Raw genomic sequence first — 20,231 nt, 5'->3', positions numbered from 1 at the left:
TCGATCCTCTGGCGTTTTAGGCTGGGAACCAGTTGCGCTGGGGCAGGGACTGCACGATCGGGCCGGGGACCTGATCGTGCAGCCGGCCGACGACGTTGCCGCCTTCGATCTTGGCAGGACGGTCGTGGACCGGCAGCAGATAGCGCGAATTGCTGAGCAGCTTCTTGATGGCGGCCTTCTCGGTCCGCTTGGTGGTGCCGTGGTTGCCGGTGGTGCGTGGCTCCCAGTCGTGGATCTCGTTGAAGGGCGTCACGATCTGGTCGTTGAAATCATAGATCACGTCGCCGCAGATCGTGGCGATGCCGTCGGCGGTTTCGACGATGATGTTCATCGAGCCCTCGGTATGCGCATTCGCGGCGTCGCAATAGACGCCCGGCATCAGCTCGATGGGACCTGTGATCTCGAGGTCGAGAAAGCGCAGCGCACTCCTGGTGTGCAAGCGGTCGATCAGGTGCTTGATATCCGGTGCCGGATATTGCGGATGCATCAGGCCGGACACGGAATACTCGAGCTCGCGGCGGTTGAGAACGACGGTCGTGTTCATCGGAAACAGATCGTCCTTGCCGGCATGGTCGATATGCAGATGGGTGTGGCAGACGAAACGCACATCGCCCATCCGCACGCCGTGCCGCGCAAGCTGGTTCTCGATCATGTGCTCGTGATACTGCAGGCCGCGCATCCCCAGCGTTTCCATGATCTGGTTGGAGCGATAACCCGTATCGACCACGACAGGATATTTGCCGCCGAGGATCAGGAAGCCGAGGGTGAGGACACGGCGGGTGCGGCCGCAATCGCGGCCCAGAACCAGAAAACTCGATTCCAGCTCGATATCGCCATAGTCCAGGATCTTGATTTCCAGCGGCATTCCGTCCCTCCCTGTGTCCGTTCTTGTTCGTTTCCTCGGCGCTCAGAGCCGATAGACGCGCATGGCAGTGGTTCTGAAAATGGCTTCGCGCTGATCATCTCGCAGCGGCGCCGCGGCGGCGCGGAACGCATCGATCAGCTCGCGATAGCTGGTCCACAATTTCTCGATCGGAAAATTAGAGCCGAACAGGCAGCGTCCGGCGCCGAAGATCGCAATCGTATCGGTCAGGACGGATGCGATATGCGCGGGGTCGTTGCGGTGGATGAAGGTTCCGAGCCCCGACAGTTTCGACACGACGTTCGGGCACGCGGCGAGACAGGCCATCCCGGCGCGCCACGCGGCGCGGCCTGCAGGTGAAAGGTCCTCCAGCATGCCGGCGTGTTGGAGAATAAAGGTCACCTTGGGGCAGGCTTCCGCAAGGTGTGCGGCGTCCGGCATCTGCGGCGTGAACACCTGAAGGTCAAAGCTCCAGCCATAGTCCGCAAGGCGAGCGATATTGCGCTGGATCACGGGATCGGTGCAGAGATCCGGCCGCGCGGCAAAGCGATAAAGCGGGTTCTTGTGCCAATGCAGTTGCATGCGAACGCCGCGCACCAGGGCATAGCGCTTCAGGCGGTCGAGCTGTGGACGCACGTCGCCGACTGAAAAGTCGGCGTAAGCCACGATGGCATGCGGCCAGCCGTGCGCCTCGGCGGTCTGCTGCACCCAGGCGGCCTCGTCCTCGAAGCGGTCATTGGCCCAGTTGGTCTGGACATAGACCGAGCGGGTGACGCCGCTGCCGTCGAGGTCGCGGAGATACTCCTCGATCGGGTAATCACGCCGGATCGGCTCGTATGGACCGAAGATGCGCGGCTGCATCGGACCGACCAGCCAGGGCAGGTCGGCCCGGCGCCAGATATGATGGTGCCCATCGACGATGTCCGTCACGCAACTCTCCTTTGTCCCAGCGCCAGCACATGCGCGACGATCGACGCGCTCGATCCACCATCGACGAGGTCGTCGACGAAGCGCTCGATCGCGACCAGCGCTTCGGTCTGCGGCCGAAAGCCGGGACCAGCCGCGAGCGGCGTCAGCCAGCTCACGCGCCACGCACGGCGCGATAGTTTCGCGACCGCATCGCGTAGCGCATCGGGTTCGCCTCGCTCCAGGCCGTCGGAAACGATGATCACCGCGGCGCCCCGCGCGTATCCACCGAAACGGGGCACGGCGAGAAAGGCCTGAAGCGCATCTCCGATCCGGGTACCGCCGTCCCAGTCGCTCACCACATAGGCTGCAGCCTTGAGCGCCTGCTCGCGGCGCTTGAGACGCAACGGGCGGGTGATGCGGGTCAGCCGCGTGCCGAAGGTGAAGACCTCGACATTGGGTGCCGCCTGCACCAGCGTGTGCGCGAACTTCATATTCTCCTCGGTGCGGGTCTTCATCGAGCCGGAGACGTCAATCAGAAGCAACACCTTGCGTGGGCGTTGCCGCCGCTTCAAACGTCCCAGCCGGAGGATTTCGCCGTCGCTGCGAACGGAGTCGCGCAAGGTGCGGCGCAAATCCGCGTAGGGCCCGCTGCGTGCCCGCATGCGGCGATGGCCGCGCCGCTTCGGGAGGCGCCTGGGCGCCTCGCGGGACAGCCGGCGCAGCGCATCGGTCGTCGAGAGCTGCGCAAAGCGGCGCTCGACTAGCGCTTCGGCGCGCGCAGCTGCGAGACCGGACTCATTGGCCTCATCCGACAACAGCGGCTCGTCGTTTCCGCGGGCCTCCTCTTGCAGCCGAACCGTCTCCTCGTCCTCACCGTCATCGACGCGCTCGATGGCCTCGTTTCCGCGAAAGTGCAGATCGAACAGCCGGTCGAACGTTGCGCGACGCTCCGGTGGAGGAGCCAGTGTTGCGAGGGCTGCCTGCCGAATGTCCTCCAGGCTGCGGGGACCGAGCAACTGGATTGCGGCCAGGAACGAGGTCGTCTGTTCCGGTGCGACGGCAAACCTGTTCGTTCGCAACAACCCGACGAACGAGATGAAGACACGCGCAGCGCGTGGCAGTTCGGGTTCGGCGCTCATGCAGAGGCCTCCGCCAGAAGGGCATCGAGGCGCGGCGAGATGAAGTGCAGATCCTCCTCGTCCTTCAAGGCAACGCCGATCGAGCGCCTGAAGGCATCGGGCCAGCGTGTGCCGCCCTTGTGCAGCAGCGTGGCGGCCTCAGCCCAGTCGACCGCCTCGGCGATCCCGGGCGCCTTGCTGAGCGGCTCGCGGCGCAGCTTCTCGACGGCCGCGACGACGGCGCGCGCGGTCCCCTCGGCGACGCTGGAGGCCCGCATCATCACGATGCGGGCTTCGCGCTCGGCCGAGGGATAGTCGATCCAGTGATAGACGCACCGCCTCCGCAACGCTTCATGAAGATCCCGCGTGCGGTTTGAGGTCAGGACGACGACCGGCCGCTCCGAGGCGCGCACGGTACCGCGCTCCGGGATCGAGATCTGGAAGTCGGACAGGAATTCGAGCAGGAAGGCTTCGAACTCCTGGTCGGCGCGGTCGATTTCGTCGATCAGCAGCACGGTCGAGTCAGGCGCGCGCAGCGTCGCCAGCATCGGTCGCTCGATCAAAAACGTTTCGCCGTAGATGTCGATGCTCTCATCGCCGGCCTGGCGGATGGCGAGCATCTGGCGCGGATAGTTCCATTCGTAGAGTGCGGCGGATGCGTCGATGCCTTCGTAGCATTGCAGGCGGATCAGGCGGCGGCCGAGGACAGCGGCAATAGCTTTGGCGGCTTCTGTCTTGCCGACGCCCGGCGCGCCCTCGAGCAGCAATGGCTTGCCCAGCGCCAGCCCGAGATAGGCGGCGGTCGCCAGTCCCTCGTCGGCGAGGTAATAGGCGGCCCGAAGCGCCTTCTCCAGTGCCTCGGGGCTATCGATGCCGACGATGTTGCTGCGGACGGCCATCGAGACCTCAGCGCCGCGCCTGAGGGCGCGCGCCGCCCTCGGCCTTGATCGCGCGCAGCACCTTCTCCGGCGTAATCGGCAGATCGTCGATGCGGACGCCGACGGCGTTGAAGATGGCGTTCGCAACCGCCGGCAATACGGGATTCGCGCACATTTCCCCGGGCCCCTTGGCGCCGAAGGGGCCATCGGGAGCGGGGCGTTCCAACACGGCGATGTCGTGGGGGCAGATGTCGCCAGGACCGGGCATGACATATTCGACGAAGTCGCGAGGGCCGTGGATAGGGTCGGGATAATAGGGTTCAGGGGTCTCGTAGAGCGCGTGACTGACGCCCATCCAGGCGCCGCCCACGAGCTGTTGCTCGACCAGGCGCGGGTTGAGCGCACGGCCGAGCTCGTAGGCAGAGTCCATGCGGATCATCGTGACCTCGCCTGTCTCGTCGTCGACCTCGACCTCGGCGACGAGACAGGCATGGGCGTAGCAGGTCGCCGGCGACATCTCGCCGGTCTCGGGATCGACATTGGACAGAGGAACCAGGAAGATGCCACGACCCGCGATGGTCTTGCCCTGCTTGAACTGCGCGGCGATGGCGACGTCCTTGGTGGAGATCGAGCGGTGCGGCGCGCCCTTGACGTGGATGTTGCCCCGTCCGTCGGTTTCGAGATCGGCGGCGTTGACCTCGAGTTCCTCTGCGGCGGCCTCCATCATCACGCCGCGCGCCTCGCGCGCCGCCGCCATCACGGCATTGCCGACGCGATGGGTGCCGCGCGAGGCGAACGAACCCATGCAATGCGGGCCGGTATCGGAATCGGCTGTGTCGACATAGACGTCCTCGACGGGTACGCCGAGCGTCTCTGCGCAAATCTGCCGCGTGACCGACTTCATGCCCTGGCCGAGATCGATCGAGGATAGCGCCACGGTGAACTTGCCGCTCGGATTGGAATGAACCAGAGCCTGGCTAGGATCGCCGCCGAGGTTCATGCCGATGGGATAATTGACCGACGCGATGCCGCGTCCGCGATGTCGGGTCATCTCAACGCCTCCTGGTGCCGAACACGGATGAGAATCGACCCGCCCCATGCGAGGGCGATGCTGGTCGCGGTGACGGCGGCGGGGAGGGCGCGGGCGGTGGGGGCTCGCGCGGCGGTTCGCGCGACGCGGCCGTCGGCAGGCGATCATAGCTCGTGCGCTGCTGCGCTGGAGCGGTCGTCCTCGCCGGGGTCTCGGCAGGTGTCCGCGGGATGGCGGCACGGCTGCCGCCGCCGTCCTTGCGGGAAGAGGCGCGCTTGAACTCGTCGCGGATCGGCCATTTGGCTTTCTCCGCGGCGACCTGGACGCACTCGATCAGCGCCGTGTTCTTGGCCTCGCGCCGATGCGCCTTCATGTCACCGTCACGATAGGCATTGAGGATGCGGAACTCCATCGGATCCATGCCGACGAGGTTCGCGAGCTTGTCCATCTGGCACTCGATCGCAAAATCCATCGCGGTGACGCCGAAGCCCCGCATAGCGGTTGCCGGCGTGCGGTTGGTGAAGACGCAGTAGACGTCGCCATAGACGTTCGGGATGGTGTAGGGCCCGGGCAGGTGGGCTGCGCATTTCACCGCGGCATAACTGGAGAGCCGCGTATATGCGCCGCTGTCGAAATATGCGCGGATCTTCCTCGCGACGACCCGGCCGTCGCGCATCATGCCGTCCTTGATGTAGATGCGCTCGGCGCCGCGCGGCGGACCGTATTGCATCTCTTCTTCGCGTCCGAACACGTAGCGCACGGGACGTCCCGTCAGCATCGCACCCAGGATGCATAACGGTTCGGTCAGCGTGTCCACCTTGCCGCCAAAGCCGCCGCCGACGGTGCCGCCGATGAAATGGAAGGTGTTGGAGGGGACGTCGAGAATCTTGGCGCAGGTGTCGACCGAGAAGAACAACGCCTGCGTCGATGTATAGACGACGTAGCGCCCGTTGGTGTCGGGCGCCGCGATCGAGCCGTTGGTTTCGGTCGGCGCGTGCTCGATAGGCGACATCTGGTAGCGTTGTTCGAGCACGTGATCGGCAGTCGCGAGTGCGGCATCGGCATCGCCGAAGCGGAGCTTTTGGTGGTCGTATCTGTCGTGATAAATGAAGGCATTCTTCGGATAGGTATCGTTGACGACCGGCGCGCCGGCCTTCAGCGCATCTTCTACGTCGAACACGGCTGGCAACGGTTCATAGTCGATCCGCACCTTTGCGATCGCCTCGAACGCCTCGCGCTCGCTGTCGGCGACGATGGCCAGGATCGGCTCCCCCTTGTAGCGGACCTTGTCGACGGCCAGCGACGGCTCGTCGTCCTTGCCGAAATTGATCAGGCTCAAGAGCGTATTGAGATTGCGGGGTACGTCGGAGCCGCGGATGATCCGGCGCACGCCGGATGAGCGCTCGGCGTCAGCGGTGTCGATCCGCCGGATCCTTGCATGCGAATGGGTCGAGCGGACGACTTTCAGGTGCAGCATGCCCTGGAGCTTGTGGTCGTTGAAATAGCTCGATGTGCCCGTGACATGGCCGAGCATGTCCTGGCGCTGGGTGCCCTTGCCGATCTCGTTGAGATTATCGTCGCGCTCGTCGGCGAAGATGTCCTTGCGTAGTTCCAGCATGATCTGGTCCTTCAGGCGCTCACCCGGCCGCCGGAGGCGGCGAGGATAGCGTTGATGATCGGCTCGTATCCGGTGCACCGGCAGATGTTGCCGGAGATCGCCTCGACGATCTCGGCGCGGCTCGGGGAGGGATTGCGGTCGAGCAGCGCCTTGGCCGCCATCAGCATGCCTGGCGTGCAATAGCCGCACTGGGCGGCAAAATTCTCGGCGAAAGCGCGTTGCAGCGGGTGCAGGTTCGGTCCCTGCTTCAGGCTATCCAGCGTCTCGACGGAGCGGCCGGCGACGGTCTCGGCTAGCGTCAGACAGGAGAGATGGAGCTCGCCGTCGATCAGGACGCTACAAGTGCCGCAGCCGCCCTGGCCGCAGCCGAACTTCGGCGTCATGTCACCGATCAAGTCGCGGAGCGCGACGAGCAGGTTGGTGCCGCCATCGACGAAAATGGCGACATCGCTGCCGTTGTGACGAAATTGCAGGGCAGTCTTGGCCATACGATCTATTCCTGACCCAAAAGAAGACGACGCAGATGGACGCCGACGATCTCGCGGCGGTACCAGGCGCTGCCGAGCGCGTTGTCGGACGGCGATGTTCCCTCCGCAGCTGCGGAGGCTGCGGCCGCAACGGTCGCGGCATCGAGCGCGCGGCCTTCCAGAGCGCGTTCGGCCGCCCGCGCACGTATTTGCGTCGGCGCCATCGATCCCAATGCAATTCGTGCCCCGGCGATCCGTCCGCCACTGATGGGCAGATGTGCGGCGAGCGTGATGACCGAGCCGCCCTTGGGCTTGATCCGTGCGATCTTGCGGTAGCGGAAAGCCTCCGGGCTTGTCGGTCGCGTGCAGGACACCGACAGCACGAGCGTGCCCGCCTGCCTTTCGCGCGACTGCAAAAACTCCTCAATTGGAATGTCGCGCGATCCAAAGCCGCCTTGCAGGGCCACCGTGGCATCGAGCGCAAGCAGGGCGACGGTGAAATCGCCATAGGGACTGGGCGCGAACAGATTGCCGCCCACCGTACCCATGTTGCGCACCGCCGGGCCACCGATCGAGCGGGCGGGAACGTGCAGGAAAGCAAGGTCGCGCTCGCCCAGAATCCGGGCGAAAGTGACGCCGGCACCCAGGGTGATCCGCGGGCCGGATGGGTCGATGCGCGTCAAGGCATGGTCATTGGCGCGCACGACGGTCGAGATCGAGATGTCACCTTCGTTCAGTGCGCGCATCACGAGCGTGCCGCCGCCGAGATAGCGCGCGTTGCGATCGGACGACAGCGCGGCTGCGGCCTCGCTCGAACTCGTGAAGGTCTTCACCGTCACAGTCATGTTGACACAGCCTCCTTGAGGTGCCGGCGGATCGCGTCGAATCCTGCTTGGTAGATGTCTTCCGCGACCATGTGGGTGATCCGGTCCTTGTCCTCCGGCCGTGTCGAGAAGCGGGATTCCCAGTGCCAGAAGGTGCGGTCGCCGTCCGTCACGGGCAGGAGGCGGACGTGGGCTACGTAGTTGAACATCGGGACCGGCGTATCGAGCAGGCAATAGCTGAAGGTCTGCTCCAGATCCGACAGCGTCAGCAATTGCTCGCGCAGCTCGGAGCCGTCCTGCAGCTTGAAGCGCCTGACACAGCCGATCTTGTCCGAAGCGTGCGCGCGCTCGATCGTGGAGGTCGCAACCGCCGGATGCCAGCGATCGTGCCCGTTGAAATCGCGCAGCACCGCCCACACGGAGCCGGTCGGCGAATCCAGGATCGTGCTCTTGACGATATGCGGCACGGCGCTCAGCCTCCGAACTGGCGTTTGAGGGCATCGAAGCCGCCCTGGAACACGCCGCCGCCGATATTCGCGACGAGCTCCGCCTCCCGCTCGGGTGCGCAGTCGAACTCGGCGGTCCATTCCATGAAGGTCTGGTCGCCATCCGTGACTGGCGTCAGCCGAAGCGTTGCGACGTAGCCCTCGACCCCCATCGGGGATTCGAGGATCGAGTAGGTGCAGAACATGTCGTAATCGGACAGGCCGAGCAGCTTTTCCCGGATACGATCGCCGTTGCGCAGGCGAAAATCCCTGACGCAGCCGATCTTGTCGGAGGGCTCGCCACCCTCGATGCGGCTTTCGGCAATCGCGGGATGCCAGTTCGGCAGACCGTTGAAGTCGCGCACCCGCGCCCAGACGCGATCGTTGCGGGCGTTGACGACGGTCGAGACGTAGACGCGGGCCATGATGCGACCTCAGCTCTTCTTCCGGGGGCTGCGCTCAGTGGGCGGCTCGCCGTCGGCTGAAGGCGAGGGGGCAGCGGCTGGTTTCTCGCCACCGCCACCGCCGCTTTTGCGCGCGGACTCCTTGATGCCCTGCATGTCGCGGGCTTCCCGGATCAGGCCTGGCATTTTGGCGAGGCTACCGCCTTCGACGCCGATGTCCGCCAAAAGCGAGTCGATCAGCGGCGCCTGGACGCGGTAGCGCAGCGCCGAATCGATCACCTCGTCGGTGGCGCTGCGGCCGCCATTGCCGCCATGGCCGTTGCCATTGAGGCCATCGACCTGGAGGATGCGGATGCCCTCGATCTTCTCCATCGGCTTGACGCTCTCACGGACGATGCCCTCGATGCGGTCGAGCAGCTTTCTACGGAACAGCGAGTAGCGCGCCTGGTCGGTCAGCACGTTCTCGGCCTCGTTGAGCATGCGCTGCGCCTCGGCCTCGACCGCGGCGCGGACCCTTTCGGCTTCCGCGGCAATTCGCGTCTCCTCGGCCTGCTTCTCGGCGATCAGGATCTCCACGGTCTTACGGCGCTTCGCGATCTCGCTCTCGCGCGCGGTAATGACGCGCTCGGTGGCTTCAGTGGCATGCACCCGCGCTTCCTCGGCCGAGGCCTTGGCCGCGGATTCCTCCAACGACTTCAGGTGGATGGCAATCGCCTTCTCCATCAGAACGGTCTCGACCTCCTTCTCGCGGTTGATTTCAAGCTTGCGCAGCTCGCGCTCGCGGCCGATGCGGGCCTCGTCGAGGCCGCGATCGGAGGCAATGCGGGAACGCTCGACCTCTTCGCGCGCGGCAATCTCGGCTTCCTGGAGCGACTGGACGCGAGCGACTTCGAGCTGTTCGATCGAACGGCGACGTTCGATCCGCGCCGCCTCCAGCGCATGCTCGCGCGAGACGTCCGTGGTCTCGACCTCCTTGCGCGCGACAATCTCGGCCTGCCTGACCTGACGGTCGGCGTCGATGCGCTCGGATTTCTTGGTCGAGAGCGCAATGACCCGGTCCTCGTCCGCGATCTCGATCGCCCTCTTGTGCTCGATGTTGAGGACTTCGCGCTTCCTGGAGGACGTGATCCGCTCGGCTTCGAGTGCGAGATCGACGCCGATGCGCTGGCGCTCGATGGTGTCGCGCCGGTTCAGCTCGGCGGCCTCGAGCACGGCAGTACGCTCGATCTCGAGCGCGCGTGTGTCACGCTCGGCCTGGATGCGCTCGGCTGCAACGGACTTCTCCTGCGCGATCCGGGCGGCTTCGATGGCTTCGCGTGAGGCAATGTCCGCTTCCTCGACGGCGCGGTTGCGGGCGATCTCCAGGGAGCGAACGCGCTCTTGCTGGGTGATGCGGGCAGCTTCCGTGGCTTCGCGGGCCGTGACCTCTGCGACTTCCAGCGTCTGGTTGCGTTCGATCTCCAACTGCCGCGTATTCTGCTCGACTGCGATGCGCTCGACGGCGAGCCTGTGCTCGCGGGCGATGCGCGCCGCCTCGACCGCGCGCTGCGCCTCGATCTCGGCTTCCTGGATGTTACGCACCTGCTGGATCTCCAGCGCACGGGTGCGCTCATCGGATGCGATGCGCTCGACATTGACAATCATGGTCTGGGCGATGCGGGCCTTTTCGGTCGTCTCTCGGGCAGCAATCTCGGCTTCGTCCACGGCGCGGGTCCGGTCGATCTCGCGGCGCCGGGTCTCCTCTTCGTTGGCGATGCGGGCGTCGGTCACGACGCGGTCCTGCTGGATACGCGCTTTCTCGATCGCCTCGCGGGCGGTGATCTCGGCTTCCTCGACGGTCTGCATCCGCTCGATTTCGCGCTGGCGCACCTCGCGCTCGGAAGCGATGCGGCTGGTATCGATCGAGCGCTGGTTGGCGATCCGGGCCTTCTCGATTTCCTCCCGTGCGAGCAGCTCCTTCTCTTCGATGGTGCGGGTGCGCTCGATCTCCCGCTGGCGGGTCTCACGCTCCGAGGCGATGCGGGCTTCGGCGATCGCCTGGTCGTTGGCGATTCGCGCCTTCTCGATGGTTTCACGGGCGTAAATCTGGGCCTGCTCGGCTTCAGTCTCGCGCAGGGCCCGCTCGCGCGCGACCTCGGTGCGTTGCAGGGCGCGGCGCATTTCGATGTCACGCTCCTGTTCGAGGCGCGCCGTTTCGCTTTCGCGCTCGATTTCGAGCGCCTGCCGCTCGGCCTCCAGGTTGCGGGAGCGGATCTTGATCATCGAATCCTGCTCGATGTCGTTGCGCAGTTTGCGCTTGGCCTCGATGTCCTCCATCAGGCGGGTCAGACCTTCGGCGTCGAAGCGGTTCGAGGGGTTGAAGAATTCGAGATCGGTCTGGTCGAGATCGGTGATCGCGACTGACTCCAGCTCGAGTCCGTTCTGGGCAAGTGCCTCTGCCGCGTTCGCCTTGAGGCGGGCGACGTACTCGCCGCGCTGCTCGTGCATCTGCTCGAGGGTCATCTCCGAGGCAACGGACCGAATGGCCGAGATGAATTTGCCGGCGAGGAGGGCGTGGAGCTGTTCGGGCTCCATGGTACGGCGGCCGAGCGTGGCGGCCGCGATAGACACGGCTTCCCGGGTCGCCTGCACTCGGACATAGAAATCGGCTTCGATGTCGACGCGCATGCGGTCACGGGTGATCACGGCGTCCTGGCGGGAGCGCACGATGCCCATCGGCTGCACGTTCATGTTGACCGGCGTGTAGTCGTGGATGAACGGCAGCACGAAGGCGCCGCCGTTGATCACAACGCGCTCGCCGAGCAGGCCGGTCCGAACGAATGAGGTCTCCTTGGACGAGCGGTGATAGAGCCAGTTCACGATGTAGACGCCGACCACGATCACCACGATGGCGACGATCAGCCAAAGGATCAATTCACCGACCAGAGTCCCTGACATGTTTCTCTCCCTCGACCTTTCGGCGTTATCGCGCGCCGATCGCCTTGAATTTGCGAACCTGATCCGTCAGCGCCCGTTCGACCGGCAGCCGCTCCATCGAGGAGGCGCCGTAGAAGCCGTGGCAATTTCGTGTGTTCCTCATGATGAAATCGGCATCGTCCGGATCGGAGATCGGTCCGCCATGAGCGAGCACCAGAATGTCCGGATTGACGCCGAGCGCGGCGGAGGCCCAGGTGTCGATGTGCGCTGGGCAATCCGTCAGCTTGAGTGCGGTCTGCGCGCCGATGGTGCCCCCGGTCGTCAGGCCCAGATGACAGACGATGATATCCGCGCCCGCGATCGCCATCGCGGCCGCTTCCTTCTCGCTAAAGACGTAGGGCGTCGTCAGCAGGTCCTTCTCGCGCGCCTTTGCGATCATGTCGATCTCGAGCGCATAAGACATGCCGGTCTCTTCGAGATTGGCGCGGAACACGCCGTCGATAAGGCCGACGGTCGGAAAGTTCTGCACACCGGCGAAGCCGAGCGCTTTCAATTGGTCCAGGAAAAGATCCATGTCGCGGAACGGATCCGTGCCATTGACGCCGGCGAGCACTGGCGTCCTGGTCACGACGGGCAGCACTTCGCCGGCCATCTCCAGCACGATGGCGTTGGCGTCGCCGTAAGCCATCAATCCCGCGAGCGAGCCTCGGCCGGCCATGCGGTAGCGGCCGGAATTGTAGATGACGATGAGATCGACACCGCCAGCCTCCTCGCATTTGGCCGAAAGGCCGGTGCCGGCGCCGCCGCCGACGATGGGCTCGCCGCGCCTTGCCATGTCGCGGAAGCGCTTCAACAGTGCCGCGCGTTCAAACCGGGCCATCGGTCACCTCGCTAGTCTCCGGCGCGCCCCGGTGCGGCCGAACAATGTTCGGAACGCGCTGACAATGGTGGAGGCGAACTCGGGATCATTGATGTTCTTGGGAACGCGGATGAGCTGACGGTTGGCGGTCTGCCGCACGTTCCGTTCCAGCGTTCGGAACAGCGCCGCATCGGCGTCCGGATCCCAGAATGGCTGTCCTCGTGCGTCGAGCGCGGAGACGCCGCCCTCGGGCAGGAAGAAGCGCACCGGGCCATCCATCCGGTTGAGCCGATCGGAGATCCAGTGCCCCATGCGCTCGTTCTCCTCCGCCGTGGTCCGCATCAAGGTAACCTGCGGGTTGTGGACGTGGAATTTCCTGCCGCGGTAGCGCTCCGGGATGGTCTCGGGCGCGCCGAAATTCACCATGTCCAGCGCGCCCGCCGAGCTGACATAGGGCACCCGGCTGCGGATGATGGCGCCAAAGCGGTCGTCGGTGGCCGGGAACACGCCGCCCATCAGGAGGTCTCCGACCTCCGTGGTCGTGAGGTCGATGACGCCTGCGAGCTGCCCGGAATCGACGAGTGCCTCCATTGAGCGCCCGCCGACGCCGGTGGCGTGGAAAACCAGGCACTCGAAATCCTCGCGCAAGTCCGCCGCGATCTTCTGCACCGCCGGCGTGGTGACACCGAACATGGTGATGCCGACCGACGGCAATCCGCTGTCGTCGCGACCCTTCCGTGCATGCTGATCTAGGCGCGCCTTGACCATGCCGGCGAGCGCGTTGGCGCCGTTGGCCAGCACGGCGCGCGAGATCGAGTTGAGGCCCTGAACGTCGGTGACCGAATGCATCATGGTGATGTCCGCGGGGCCGACATAGGGCCCGACGTCGCCAGAGGCGACGGACGAGACGATGAGCTTCGGCACCCCGACAGGAAGCATCCGCATACCGGGCGCGACCAGCGACGCTGCGCCCGAGCCGCCGGCCGAAATCACACCGGCAACATTGCTCTGGCGCCGCAGCCAGCTGGCGAAGGCCTCGGCCATCGCAGTGACGGCGGCGCCGCGGTCGGGTCCGAATACCGCCGATCCGCCGCGACCATGGTTCAAGGCGATCTCCTGGGCGGAGACGTCGCTGGCCGCGTGCCTGCCGCTGGTGGAGACATCGACCAATCGGGTTCGCAGGCCGGTCCCGGCGATGATGTCGCGGATGAAGCGGAGCTCGGCGCCCTTGGTGTCGAGCGTACCGACGACGAGCACGACCGGAGAGCCCTGCGTTTGCGCCGCGACCGGTTCGCGCCGGCGTCGTGCCGTCTCGTCGAGACGCATCACCTGTGTCGAGAACGTGCGGGCCGCGGCCTCGATGCGGGCGATCGGCACCGGTTGCGACCAGCGTGTCGGCGGCGTCGGGTTGGACATGTAGATGCGGATCGCGCCGCCTGGCCGCGTCTGCTGCGGAGAAGGCTTCGCCTCCGTATCCGCCGGCGGCACGTCGAGGTCGAGCTCGAGTCCGGCGTGCATTCCGACACCGAGCAGGCGCTGCTGCAGTTCGCGATCGGCGGCAAGCCGCACCGAATCGATGATGCGGTTGACGCGGCCGTTGACCATGATCGCGACGTTACGCGACACGGCCGTTGCGACGCCGATATTCTGCTCGATCACGAGCACGGACATCTCGCCGTCCTCGCCAAGCCGTAGCAGCATCTCCTCGACCTGGGCCACAATGACCGGCGCGAGCCCCTCGGTGGGCTCGTCCATGATCAGGAGCCGCGGGTTGGTGAGCAACGCGCGGGAGATCGCAAGCATCTGTTGCTCGCCGCCGGAGAGCTGGCCGCCGCCGTGATCCTTGCGCTCGGCCAACCGCGGAAACGTCTTGTAGATGCGCTCGACCGTCCAGGCGCCGCGGCGCAAGCCGGCGGCAAGCTGCAGATGCTCGTCGACGCTGAGCGATCGCCACAGCCGCCGTCCCTGCGGAACGTAGCCGACGCCGAGTCGGGCTATGTGGGCGGGCGGCTGCCGGGTGATCTCATCGCCGCGGATGCGGATCGAGCCGCCGCTGACCGGCACCAGCCCCATGATGGCCTTGCACAGCGTGGTCTTGCCCATGCCGTTGCGGCCGACGACCGAGAACACGCCGGCCTCAAGGGTCAGGTCCACGCCCTGCAGCGCATGCGAATGGCCATAATAGACGTCCAGGCCGCGGATTTCGAGCGCGGCGGCGGTACGACGGACCTCATTCATGGCCGCCTCCGAGGTAAAGCTCCTGCACTTCGGGATCGGACTCGATCTCCTGCGGACGACCTTCCTTGAAGATCCGCCCGTTGTGCATCATCGTGACGCTCTCGACGACGCGCAGGGCCACGTCCATGTCGTGCTCGATGATGATGTAACCGATATGCGCGGGCAGGGAGGTCAATATCTCGATCAGCTCGGCACGCTCGGTCGGCGACAGTCCCGCGGCGGGTTCATCGAACAGGACGAATCGCGGCGCGCCGGCAAGCGCAAGTGCAATCTCGAGCTGGCGCTGCTGGCCATGCGCGAGCTCGGCAACGCGCTGATCCTTCACGCCGGAGAGATGGACGGCCTGCACAAGATTTTCGGCCGCGTGCATCAACGCATCGTTCTGACCGGGGCGGAGAAACGAGAAGCGTCCCCGTGAGACGCCACGGCAGGCGAGGTAGACATTGTCCTGAACGGTGAGGCCTGGAAACAGCGCGGAAATCTGGTAAGTCCGACGCAGGCCACGGCGGATGCGCTCATAAGGCGGGAAGTGCGTGACGTCCTCGCCGAAGAAGCGGATGGTGCCGGAAGAGGGTGGGAAGTCGCCGGTGATGCAGTTGAACAGCGTGGTCTTGCCGGCGCCGTTGGAGCCAAGCACGGCGCGCCGTTCGCCGGGGCGGACGGTAATGGTGATGTCGGTGAGTGCCGCGAGCGCGCCGAACAGACGTGTCACCCCGCGCAGCTCCAGCGCCGCGCCGGCGCCCACGACAGAGAGGCGTTGCGCGACGCTATCCATGGCGAGATCCTTGGGTGGATCCTTGGCCAGAGTCTCGGCCAGGTTCTCGGCCATGTCGTTCACTTGAACTTGCCGCGCCGGAGCGTTGGCGGCGCCGCCAGCTCTGCCAGAGCCCGATGACGCCGTCCGAGGACCAGAACACGATCGCGAGGAAACCGAGGCCGATCAGGAGGCGAAAGCGGTTGCCGTCGAGCCCCAGCTTGACCAGGAAGTCGAGTGCGAAGGTGCGCAGCAGCACGAAGATCAGCGCGCCGATAAAGGGTCCGACGGGACGCGTGATGCCGCCGACGATCGCGATGATGAGGATATCGATGCACGCTCCAACGCTCACCGATCCCGGCGAAATCTGCCGGTAGTTCCAGACCTGGAGTACCCCAGCCAGCGCCGCGACGAAGGACGCGAAAGCGTAGGCCGCAACGCGATGCGCATTGACGTTGAAGCCGAGCGCTGCCATGCGGCGGGGATTGTCGCGTACGCCTTGTAGCGCGAGGCCGAACGGTGCGCGGGAGATGTAGTCCACGGCGAAGTAGCACAGCGCGGCTACCGCGAGGACGATATAATAGAAGGGAATGTCGGCACGCCAGTTGACGCCCCAGAAATGCGGCGTGGCAACGGTATTGATGCCGGTATGGCCGTTGAAAATCGCCCAGTTCTGGTTGGTGAAATAATAGAACGCCGCGCCGATCGCGAGCGTGATCATGATGGTGTAGATGCCCTCGGTACGCACCGCCAGCGCGCCGCCGAGCGTGCCGAAGATGGTCGCGAGCGCGAGCGCCATCGGCACCGCAAGCCACCACGGCCATCCCAGGCTGATATTGGCGTTGCCGCTGACGCCAAACACCGCGACCATATAGGCGGAGAAACCGGCGATGGTGAGCTGCATCAGGCTGACCATGCCGCCATAGCCGGCAAGAAACATCAGACTCAGCGCCATGGTTCCGAGGATCAGCGTGGTCGCAAAGATCTCGATCAGGAAGAAGCCGTTGGCGATCAGGGGCATGATCAGGAGAATGGCCGCGACGGTCCAGGCCGCCGGATTGTCGATCTCCGGCCATCCGCGCAATCTGGAGCGTTGCACAGCAGTGGTGGGACGAACCGGGACGCGGACGTCGTGAGCGAGGGACATGTCAGCGCCTCGCCAACAGGCCCTGCGGCCGAATTGCCAGCACCAGAACCATGATCAGGAAGGTCACGACGATGGCGTAGGTTGGGATGTAGACCGAGCCGAGCTGCTCGGCGAGACCGATGATAAGCGCGCCCAGCGCAGCCCCAGGAATCGAGCCCATGCCGCCGACGATCACGACGACGAGGGAGGCGAGCAGGAAGCGGATGTCCTCGCCGGGCGAGAGCGACTGGAACGTTCCGCCGACGACGCCGGCGACGCCGGCGAGGCCGGCGCCGAGCGCAAACACCACCACGAAAACGAGTTGGATCCGCACTCCGGTCGCAGCCAGGATGTCGCGATCGTCGACCCCGGCGCGGATGATCATGCCGATGCGCGTGCGGTTGAGCGCCAGCCACATCGCCACGCCGATCACGACGGAGGCGGCGAAGATCACGAGTCGGACCATGGGATAGCGGAGATAGACCGGCTCGCCTGAGGATTTGACCGCGGTGACCAGCGGCAGCTCCACAGGTCCGATCAGCCAGTTCGGGGTCTGGATCTGATAGAAATCGCCGCCGCAGGCCCACAGCATCAAATCGGCGAACACGATCGAGAGACCGATCGTCACCATGGTCTGGCGCAGGTCCTGGCCCTCCATGCGGCGGAAGACGAGGACCTGGAGCAGGACGCCGACCAGCGCCGTCAGGATGAAAGCGACGATGAAGCTGAGGACCCATGAACCGGTTGCGGCGCTGATGGCGTAGCCGACATAGCCGCCGAACAAATAGAGCGAGCCGTGTGCGAGGTTGACGTTGCGCATCAGGCCGAAGATCAGCGTAAAGCCGCTGGCGACGAGGAAATAGAGACCGCCGAGCGTGATGCCGTTGAAGAGCGCGTTGAGGAAGACCCGCTTGCGGCCGAACGCATCTTCAACGCCCTGCGGCCAGACCGCGAAAATCAGCCAGAGCGCTAACGCGATCGCGATGATGACGATCAGGGCCCAGGCGGGATGGCGTTCGACAAAGCGGGTCATGATCGCCGTTCCGTCTTCACGTCACCCCATCTCTCTCCCCGCAAGCGGGGCGGAGGGGCACGCAGACCGTTGCCGGCCGCAAGCCCTGCCATGAACGTGCGCTCCCTATCGCGCGCGATCCTCGTTTCGGGATCGCGTTTTGGCGCATCCTAATGCGGCCGTAAGGGAGGCGTTTGATCGTGAGTATCTTTTCGCGTGCTGTCAGGCCCGCAAAACCTTGGCCGCGCGGCGATAATCGGTCGGCGCCATGCCGACATTGGCAGCGAAGAAGCGGGTGAATCCGCTCTGCGACGAAAAACCGAGATCGAAGCCGATATCGGCGATCGGCGCTTCGCTCGCCACCAGCGCCTCCAGCGCCTGCTCCATCATCAGCGTGTTGAGATAGAGGTGTGGCGTGACGCCGGTCTGGGTGCGGAAGAGCCGGTAGAAATGCGGTCGCGACAGACCGGATTCGCGCGCGATAGTGTCGAGCTCGATCTCGGCGCCAGGACTCTCCGACATCATCTTGATGCACTTGCGCACGCGAAAATCCGTGACCGAACCGTTTGCGCGCGGATCGCGCGCGGTCGCCGCCTGTTGCCAGCTTTCGTCATAACAGATGTCGATCAGGCTTCTCAGCTCGCCATCGAGGCTGTTGAGCGAGGGAGCGCCGCACACGAGGGCGGCTGCGTGTCTGATATGCTTGTCCAGCGCAACGGACCGCGTGAACTGGGTGCGGCCGAAGCGCAGGCGGTCGGCGCCGGGCGCATCGGGCGCAAACCACTCGGCATTGACGTAGAGCACGAAGAAAACGGCGCCGCCTTCGAGATCGGACGGCAGGAAATTATGCGGCTCCCACGGATTGACCGCGACGACGGAACCTTCGGTGAGCTCGTAGCGTCCGTCGCTGACATCGATGCATGCGGAACGCCCGCCGACATGGAAGATCAAATGACCTTCGCGATGTGCGTGGATGTTGAAAGGGCGGTTCAACTGATAGACCGTCGCCCGACCAAAGCGGCCGTGGAAGACGGCGAGCGCCCGGCTCATGCCTCTCCTCCCAAAAGCTCTTGTATTTTTTGGTAGCGTTCAACAACCGGGGAGAGAATGCAAGGGCGCACGTGTCGCGCTTCTGGCAAATCTCTCCCCGGCCGGTCATCGTTCGCGAATGAGACTAGGTCAGTATTTCTTACATTCCGGTACTGTGCGGCTCGGTAAACCGATTTTGGCGAACACCGCGGGATCGTAGCCCAGGGTTTGGTTGACGTTCGGGATCACGTTCACGACCTTTGAGAACAGCGCGCCCTTGCCGTCGTCGACAACCTCGGTGACGAAGTTCGTGCCGATCGCCTGGCGGTTGGAGTCCAGCTTGATCTTTCCGTTGGGTGCGTCGAGTTCGATCTTGGCAAGGGCCTCCTTGTACTTGGCTTGATTGTTGGAGAGATCTCCGTTGACCTGACGCAGCGCTAGGATCAGCGCCATTGTCGAGCCATAATAGTTGGTGGCGAGCAGCGATGGGCTCGGGAAGCGCTTGTTGGGCGGGAAGGCGTCCTGATAGTCCTTCACGAACTTCTGCCAACTCGGGTTCTCCCAGGTGTCGGCCTGGCCGCTCGCGGCCAGCGTGCCAATCAGGGCATTCTTGGCGTTGCCCTTGGACGACAGGATGGTCTGGTCGATCATGATCGAGCCGCCCATCAGATGCGCCTTGCCGCCGGCCTGCTGGTATTGGTTCAGGAAGTTGACGGCGTCGGCGCCGCCGAGGCCGAGATAGATTGCATCGACGTCGTCGGGCAGTGCGGCGATAACCGAGGCAAAGTCCTTGGTGCCGAGCGGCACCCATTGCCGGTTGGTGACCTGTCCGCCAGCACCGCAGAACTCGAGCACGAGGCCGAACACCTGCGTATAGATGAAGGAGTAGTCTTCGCCGACGGTCGCGATCTTGCGATACTTCTTTTGGTCATAAGCGTATTTGCCCAGGCCCACCTGCCACTGCGCGCCGTCCATGTTGTAGCGGAAAAAGTTCGGAGCGGGATCGACATAGGTCGTTTCCTGGGCACCCGATGCGGCGTTGATGAAGGTCAGTTCGGGATGGGTCTTTGCAAAATTCTTGACCGCGATGCCTTCGTCACCAGAGAGCGGCGACAGCAGGATCTGCACCTTGTCCTGCTCGATCAGCTTGCGCACGGCTCGCACGGCGGAGTCCGGCGTCGCGTCGGTCGAGGCGATGACAAATTCGAGTTCCTTATCGCCGACCTTCTTGCCGAGCACGTTGAGGGCCGTCTGGAAGCCGCGGATGCCGTCCTCACCGAGTACGGTGTAGGTGCCTTCGAGCGTCGCGGTGACGCCGACCTTGATCTTCTCCTGTGCGAAGGCGGTGCCCGAAAGTAACAGGCTGCTCAACGCGATCAGTCCTAGACTGCCTTTCAACATTGCTCTCCTCCCAGGGCGTTCTTGTCGCTGTTTTTCACCGCGCTTGACGCGTCCGCCGCGCGATGCGGCGTTCGGACAAGGCCAACGGTTCTTGAAAGGGAGGCTATCCGAACTCGGATGCAGCGCATGTGCCGGAGCCGTGCGCGGCTTAACAGGCAGTCTCATTTTGAATGTTGCGTCGCGATTAACATCGCGGTGCAACAGGCGTCAGGCCTCCCGAATTGGCACCCGCCAGCCGCATGGCGGTTGCGACTGCGTGAATGGGATCGCTCGAATAGAGGGGAAATCAATCGTAGGCGTT

18 protein-coding genes are annotated in these 20,231 nt (G+C 64.7%); all 18 read right to left on the bottom strand.

From position 1 onward, the window contains the following. Positions 1 to 16: 16 nt before the first annotated feature. Positions 17 to 865 (bottom strand): MBL fold metallo-hydrolase, encoded by an 849-nt coding sequence (locus ACVIN2_RS06630; protein WP_456764963.1) that lies wholly within the window; start codon positions 863 to 865, stop codon positions 17 to 19. Positions 866 to 907: 42 nt separating this feature from the next. Beyond that, a complete protein-coding gene (locus ACVIN2_RS06625; protein ID WP_456764962.1) occupies positions 908 to 1,792 on the bottom strand; it encodes an amidohydrolase family protein in 885 nt (294 codons plus the stop codon). Next, a complete protein-coding gene (locus ACVIN2_RS06620) occupies positions 1,789 to 2,910 on the bottom strand; it encodes a vWA domain-containing protein (RefSeq protein WP_456764961.1) in 1,122 nt (373 codons plus the stop codon). The genes ACVIN2_RS06625 and ACVIN2_RS06620 overlap by 4 nt, the downstream gene beginning before the upstream one ends. Continuing rightward, positions 2,907 to 3,788 carry an AAA family ATPase gene (locus ACVIN2_RS06615; RefSeq protein ID WP_456764960.1) on the bottom strand — a complete coding sequence of 294 codons (882 nt, stop codon included), beginning with the start codon at positions 3,786 to 3,788 and terminating at the stop codon, positions 2,907 to 2,909. The genes ACVIN2_RS06620 and ACVIN2_RS06615 overlap by 4 nt, the downstream gene beginning before the upstream one ends. Positions 3,789 to 3,795: 7 nt before the next feature. Then, a complete protein-coding gene (locus tag ACVIN2_RS06610; protein WP_063992928.1) occupies positions 3,796 to 4,818 on the bottom strand; it encodes a xanthine dehydrogenase family protein molybdopterin-binding subunit in 1,023 nt (340 codons plus the stop codon). Position 4,819: 1 nt separating this feature from the next. Further along, the gene (locus tag ACVIN2_RS06605) at positions 4,820 to 6,415 is read right to left on the bottom strand and encodes a xanthine dehydrogenase family protein molybdopterin-binding subunit (protein ID WP_456764959.1); all 1,596 of its coding nucleotides are present in this window, start codon (positions 6,413 to 6,415) and stop codon (positions 4,820 to 4,822) included. 11 nt (positions 6,416 to 6,426) lie between these two features. Continuing rightward, positions 6,427 to 6,903, bottom strand: coding sequence for a (2Fe-2S)-binding protein (locus tag ACVIN2_RS06600; protein ID WP_456764958.1), 477 nt, complete (start codon positions 6,901 to 6,903; stop codon positions 6,427 to 6,429). A gap of 5 nt (positions 6,904 to 6,908) precedes the next feature. Further along, the gene (locus ACVIN2_RS06595; protein WP_456764957.1) at positions 6,909 to 7,727 is read right to left on the bottom strand and encodes an FAD binding domain-containing protein; all 819 of its coding nucleotides are present in this window, start codon (positions 7,725 to 7,727) and stop codon (positions 6,909 to 6,911) included. Then, positions 7,724 to 8,173 carry an SRPBCC family protein gene (locus ACVIN2_RS06590; protein ID WP_456764956.1) on the bottom strand — a complete coding sequence of 150 codons (450 nt, stop codon included), beginning with the start codon at positions 8,171 to 8,173 and terminating at the stop codon, positions 7,724 to 7,726. Before ACVIN2_RS06590 ends, ACVIN2_RS06595 begins: the two co-directional genes overlap by 4 nt. 5 nt (positions 8,174 to 8,178) lie before the next feature. Further along, positions 8,179 to 8,616, bottom strand: coding sequence for an SRPBCC family protein (locus ACVIN2_RS06585; protein WP_456764955.1), 438 nt, complete (start codon positions 8,614 to 8,616; stop codon positions 8,179 to 8,181). A 9-nt stretch (positions 8,617 to 8,625) separates the two neighbouring features. Next, the gene (locus ACVIN2_RS06580) at positions 8,626 to 11,532 is read right to left on the bottom strand and encodes a flotillin domain-containing protein (RefSeq protein ID WP_456764954.1); all 2,907 of its coding nucleotides are present in this window, start codon (positions 11,530 to 11,532) and stop codon (positions 8,626 to 8,628) included. 25 nt (positions 11,533 to 11,557) lie between these two features. Continuing rightward, positions 11,558 to 12,391: a phosphoenolpyruvate hydrolase family protein gene (locus ACVIN2_RS06575; RefSeq protein WP_027517172.1), complete on the bottom strand. Its 834-nt coding sequence runs from the start codon at positions 12,389 to 12,391 to the stop codon at positions 11,558 to 11,560. Between the two features lie 3 nt (positions 12,392 to 12,394). Next, the gene (locus tag ACVIN2_RS06570; protein WP_456764953.1) at positions 12,395 to 14,608 is read right to left on the bottom strand and encodes a Tm-1-like ATP-binding domain-containing protein; all 2,214 of its coding nucleotides are present in this window, start codon (positions 14,606 to 14,608) and stop codon (positions 12,395 to 12,397) included. Continuing rightward, positions 14,601 to 15,383, bottom strand: coding sequence for an ABC transporter ATP-binding protein (locus tag ACVIN2_RS06565; protein WP_007593014.1), 783 nt, complete (start codon positions 15,381 to 15,383; stop codon positions 14,601 to 14,603). Before ACVIN2_RS06565 ends, ACVIN2_RS06570 begins: the two co-directional genes overlap by 8 nt. Next, the gene (locus tag ACVIN2_RS06560) at positions 15,376 to 16,509 is read right to left on the bottom strand and encodes a branched-chain amino acid ABC transporter permease (protein WP_456764952.1); all 1,134 of its coding nucleotides are present in this window, start codon (positions 16,507 to 16,509) and stop codon (positions 15,376 to 15,378) included. Before ACVIN2_RS06560 ends, ACVIN2_RS06565 begins: the two co-directional genes overlap by 8 nt. Before the next feature lies 1 nt (position 16,510). After that, positions 16,511 to 17,521, bottom strand: coding sequence for a branched-chain amino acid ABC transporter permease (locus ACVIN2_RS06555; RefSeq protein WP_247282348.1), 1,011 nt, complete (start codon positions 17,519 to 17,521; stop codon positions 16,511 to 16,513). 201 nt (positions 17,522 to 17,722) lie between these two features. Continuing rightward, the gene (locus tag ACVIN2_RS06550) at positions 17,723 to 18,550 is read right to left on the bottom strand and encodes an AraC family transcriptional regulator (protein WP_027569321.1); all 828 of its coding nucleotides are present in this window, start codon (positions 18,548 to 18,550) and stop codon (positions 17,723 to 17,725) included. A 129-nt stretch (positions 18,551 to 18,679) separates the two neighbouring features. Further along, a complete protein-coding gene (locus ACVIN2_RS06545; protein WP_007593010.1) occupies positions 18,680 to 19,930 on the bottom strand; it encodes an ABC transporter substrate-binding protein in 1,251 nt (416 codons plus the stop codon). Positions 19,931 to 20,231 lie beyond the last annotated feature (301 nt).

The sequence above is a fragment of the Bradyrhizobium sp. USDA 3650 genome (assembly GCF_054057395.1).
Note: the sequence above shows the minus strand (reverse complement) of the source record. Positions and strands in the feature narration are given on the sequence as shown.

Excerpts from the sequence above, each read along its gene's own strand:
- ACVIN2_RS06630 (WP_456764963.1), bottom strand. The coding sequence starts at position 865 with ATGCCGCTGGAAATCAAGATCCTGGACTATGGCGATATCGAGCTGGAA.
- ACVIN2_RS06575 (WP_027517172.1), bottom strand. The coding sequence starts at position 12,391 with ATGGCCCGGTTTGAACGCGCGGCACTGTTGAAGCGCTTCCGCGACATG.
- ACVIN2_RS06610 (WP_063992928.1), bottom strand. The coding sequence starts at position 4,818 with ATGACCCGACATCGCGGACGCGGCATCGCGTCGGTCAATTATCCCATC.
- ACVIN2_RS06600 (WP_456764958.1), bottom strand. The coding sequence starts at position 6,903 with ATGGCCAAGACTGCCCTGCAATTTCGTCACAACGGCAGCGATGTCGCC.
- ACVIN2_RS06615 (WP_456764960.1), bottom strand. The coding sequence starts at position 3,788 with ATGGCCGTCCGCAGCAACATCGTCGGCATCGATAGCCCCGAGGCACTG.
- ACVIN2_RS06565 (WP_007593014.1), bottom strand. The coding sequence starts at position 15,383 with ATGGATAGCGTCGCGCAACGCCTCTCTGTCGTGGGCGCCGGCGCGGCG.
- ACVIN2_RS06580 (WP_456764954.1), bottom strand. The coding sequence starts at position 11,532 with ATGTCAGGGACTCTGGTCGGTGAATTGATCCTTTGGCTGATCGTCGCC.
- ACVIN2_RS06620 (WP_456764961.1), bottom strand. The coding sequence starts at position 2,910 with ATGAGCGCCGAACCCGAACTGCCACGCGCTGCGCGTGTCTTCATCTCG.
- ACVIN2_RS06570 (WP_456764953.1), bottom strand. The coding sequence starts at position 14,608 with ATGAATGAGGTCCGTCGTACCGCCGCCGCGCTCGAAATCCGCGGCCTG.
- ACVIN2_RS06550 (WP_027569321.1), bottom strand. The coding sequence starts at position 18,550 with ATGAGCCGGGCGCTCGCCGTCTTCCACGGCCGCTTTGGTCGGGCGACG.
- ACVIN2_RS06560 (WP_456764952.1), bottom strand. The coding sequence starts at position 16,509 with ATGTCCCTCGCTCACGACGTCCGCGTCCCGGTTCGTCCCACCACTGCT.
- ACVIN2_RS06605 (WP_456764959.1), bottom strand. The coding sequence starts at position 6,415 with ATGCTGGAACTACGCAAGGACATCTTCGCCGACGAGCGCGACGATAAT.
- ACVIN2_RS06595 (WP_456764957.1), bottom strand. The coding sequence starts at position 7,727 with ATGACTGTGACGGTGAAGACCTTCACGAGTTCGAGCGAGGCCGCAGCC.
- ACVIN2_RS06585 (WP_456764955.1), bottom strand. The coding sequence starts at position 8,616 with ATGGCCCGCGTCTACGTCTCGACCGTCGTCAACGCCCGCAACGATCGC.
- ACVIN2_RS06545 (WP_007593010.1), bottom strand. The coding sequence starts at position 19,930 with ATGTTGAAAGGCAGTCTAGGACTGATCGCGTTGAGCAGCCTGTTACTT.
- ACVIN2_RS06555 (WP_247282348.1), bottom strand. The coding sequence starts at position 17,521 with ATGACCCGCTTTGTCGAACGCCATCCCGCCTGGGCCCTGATCGTCATC.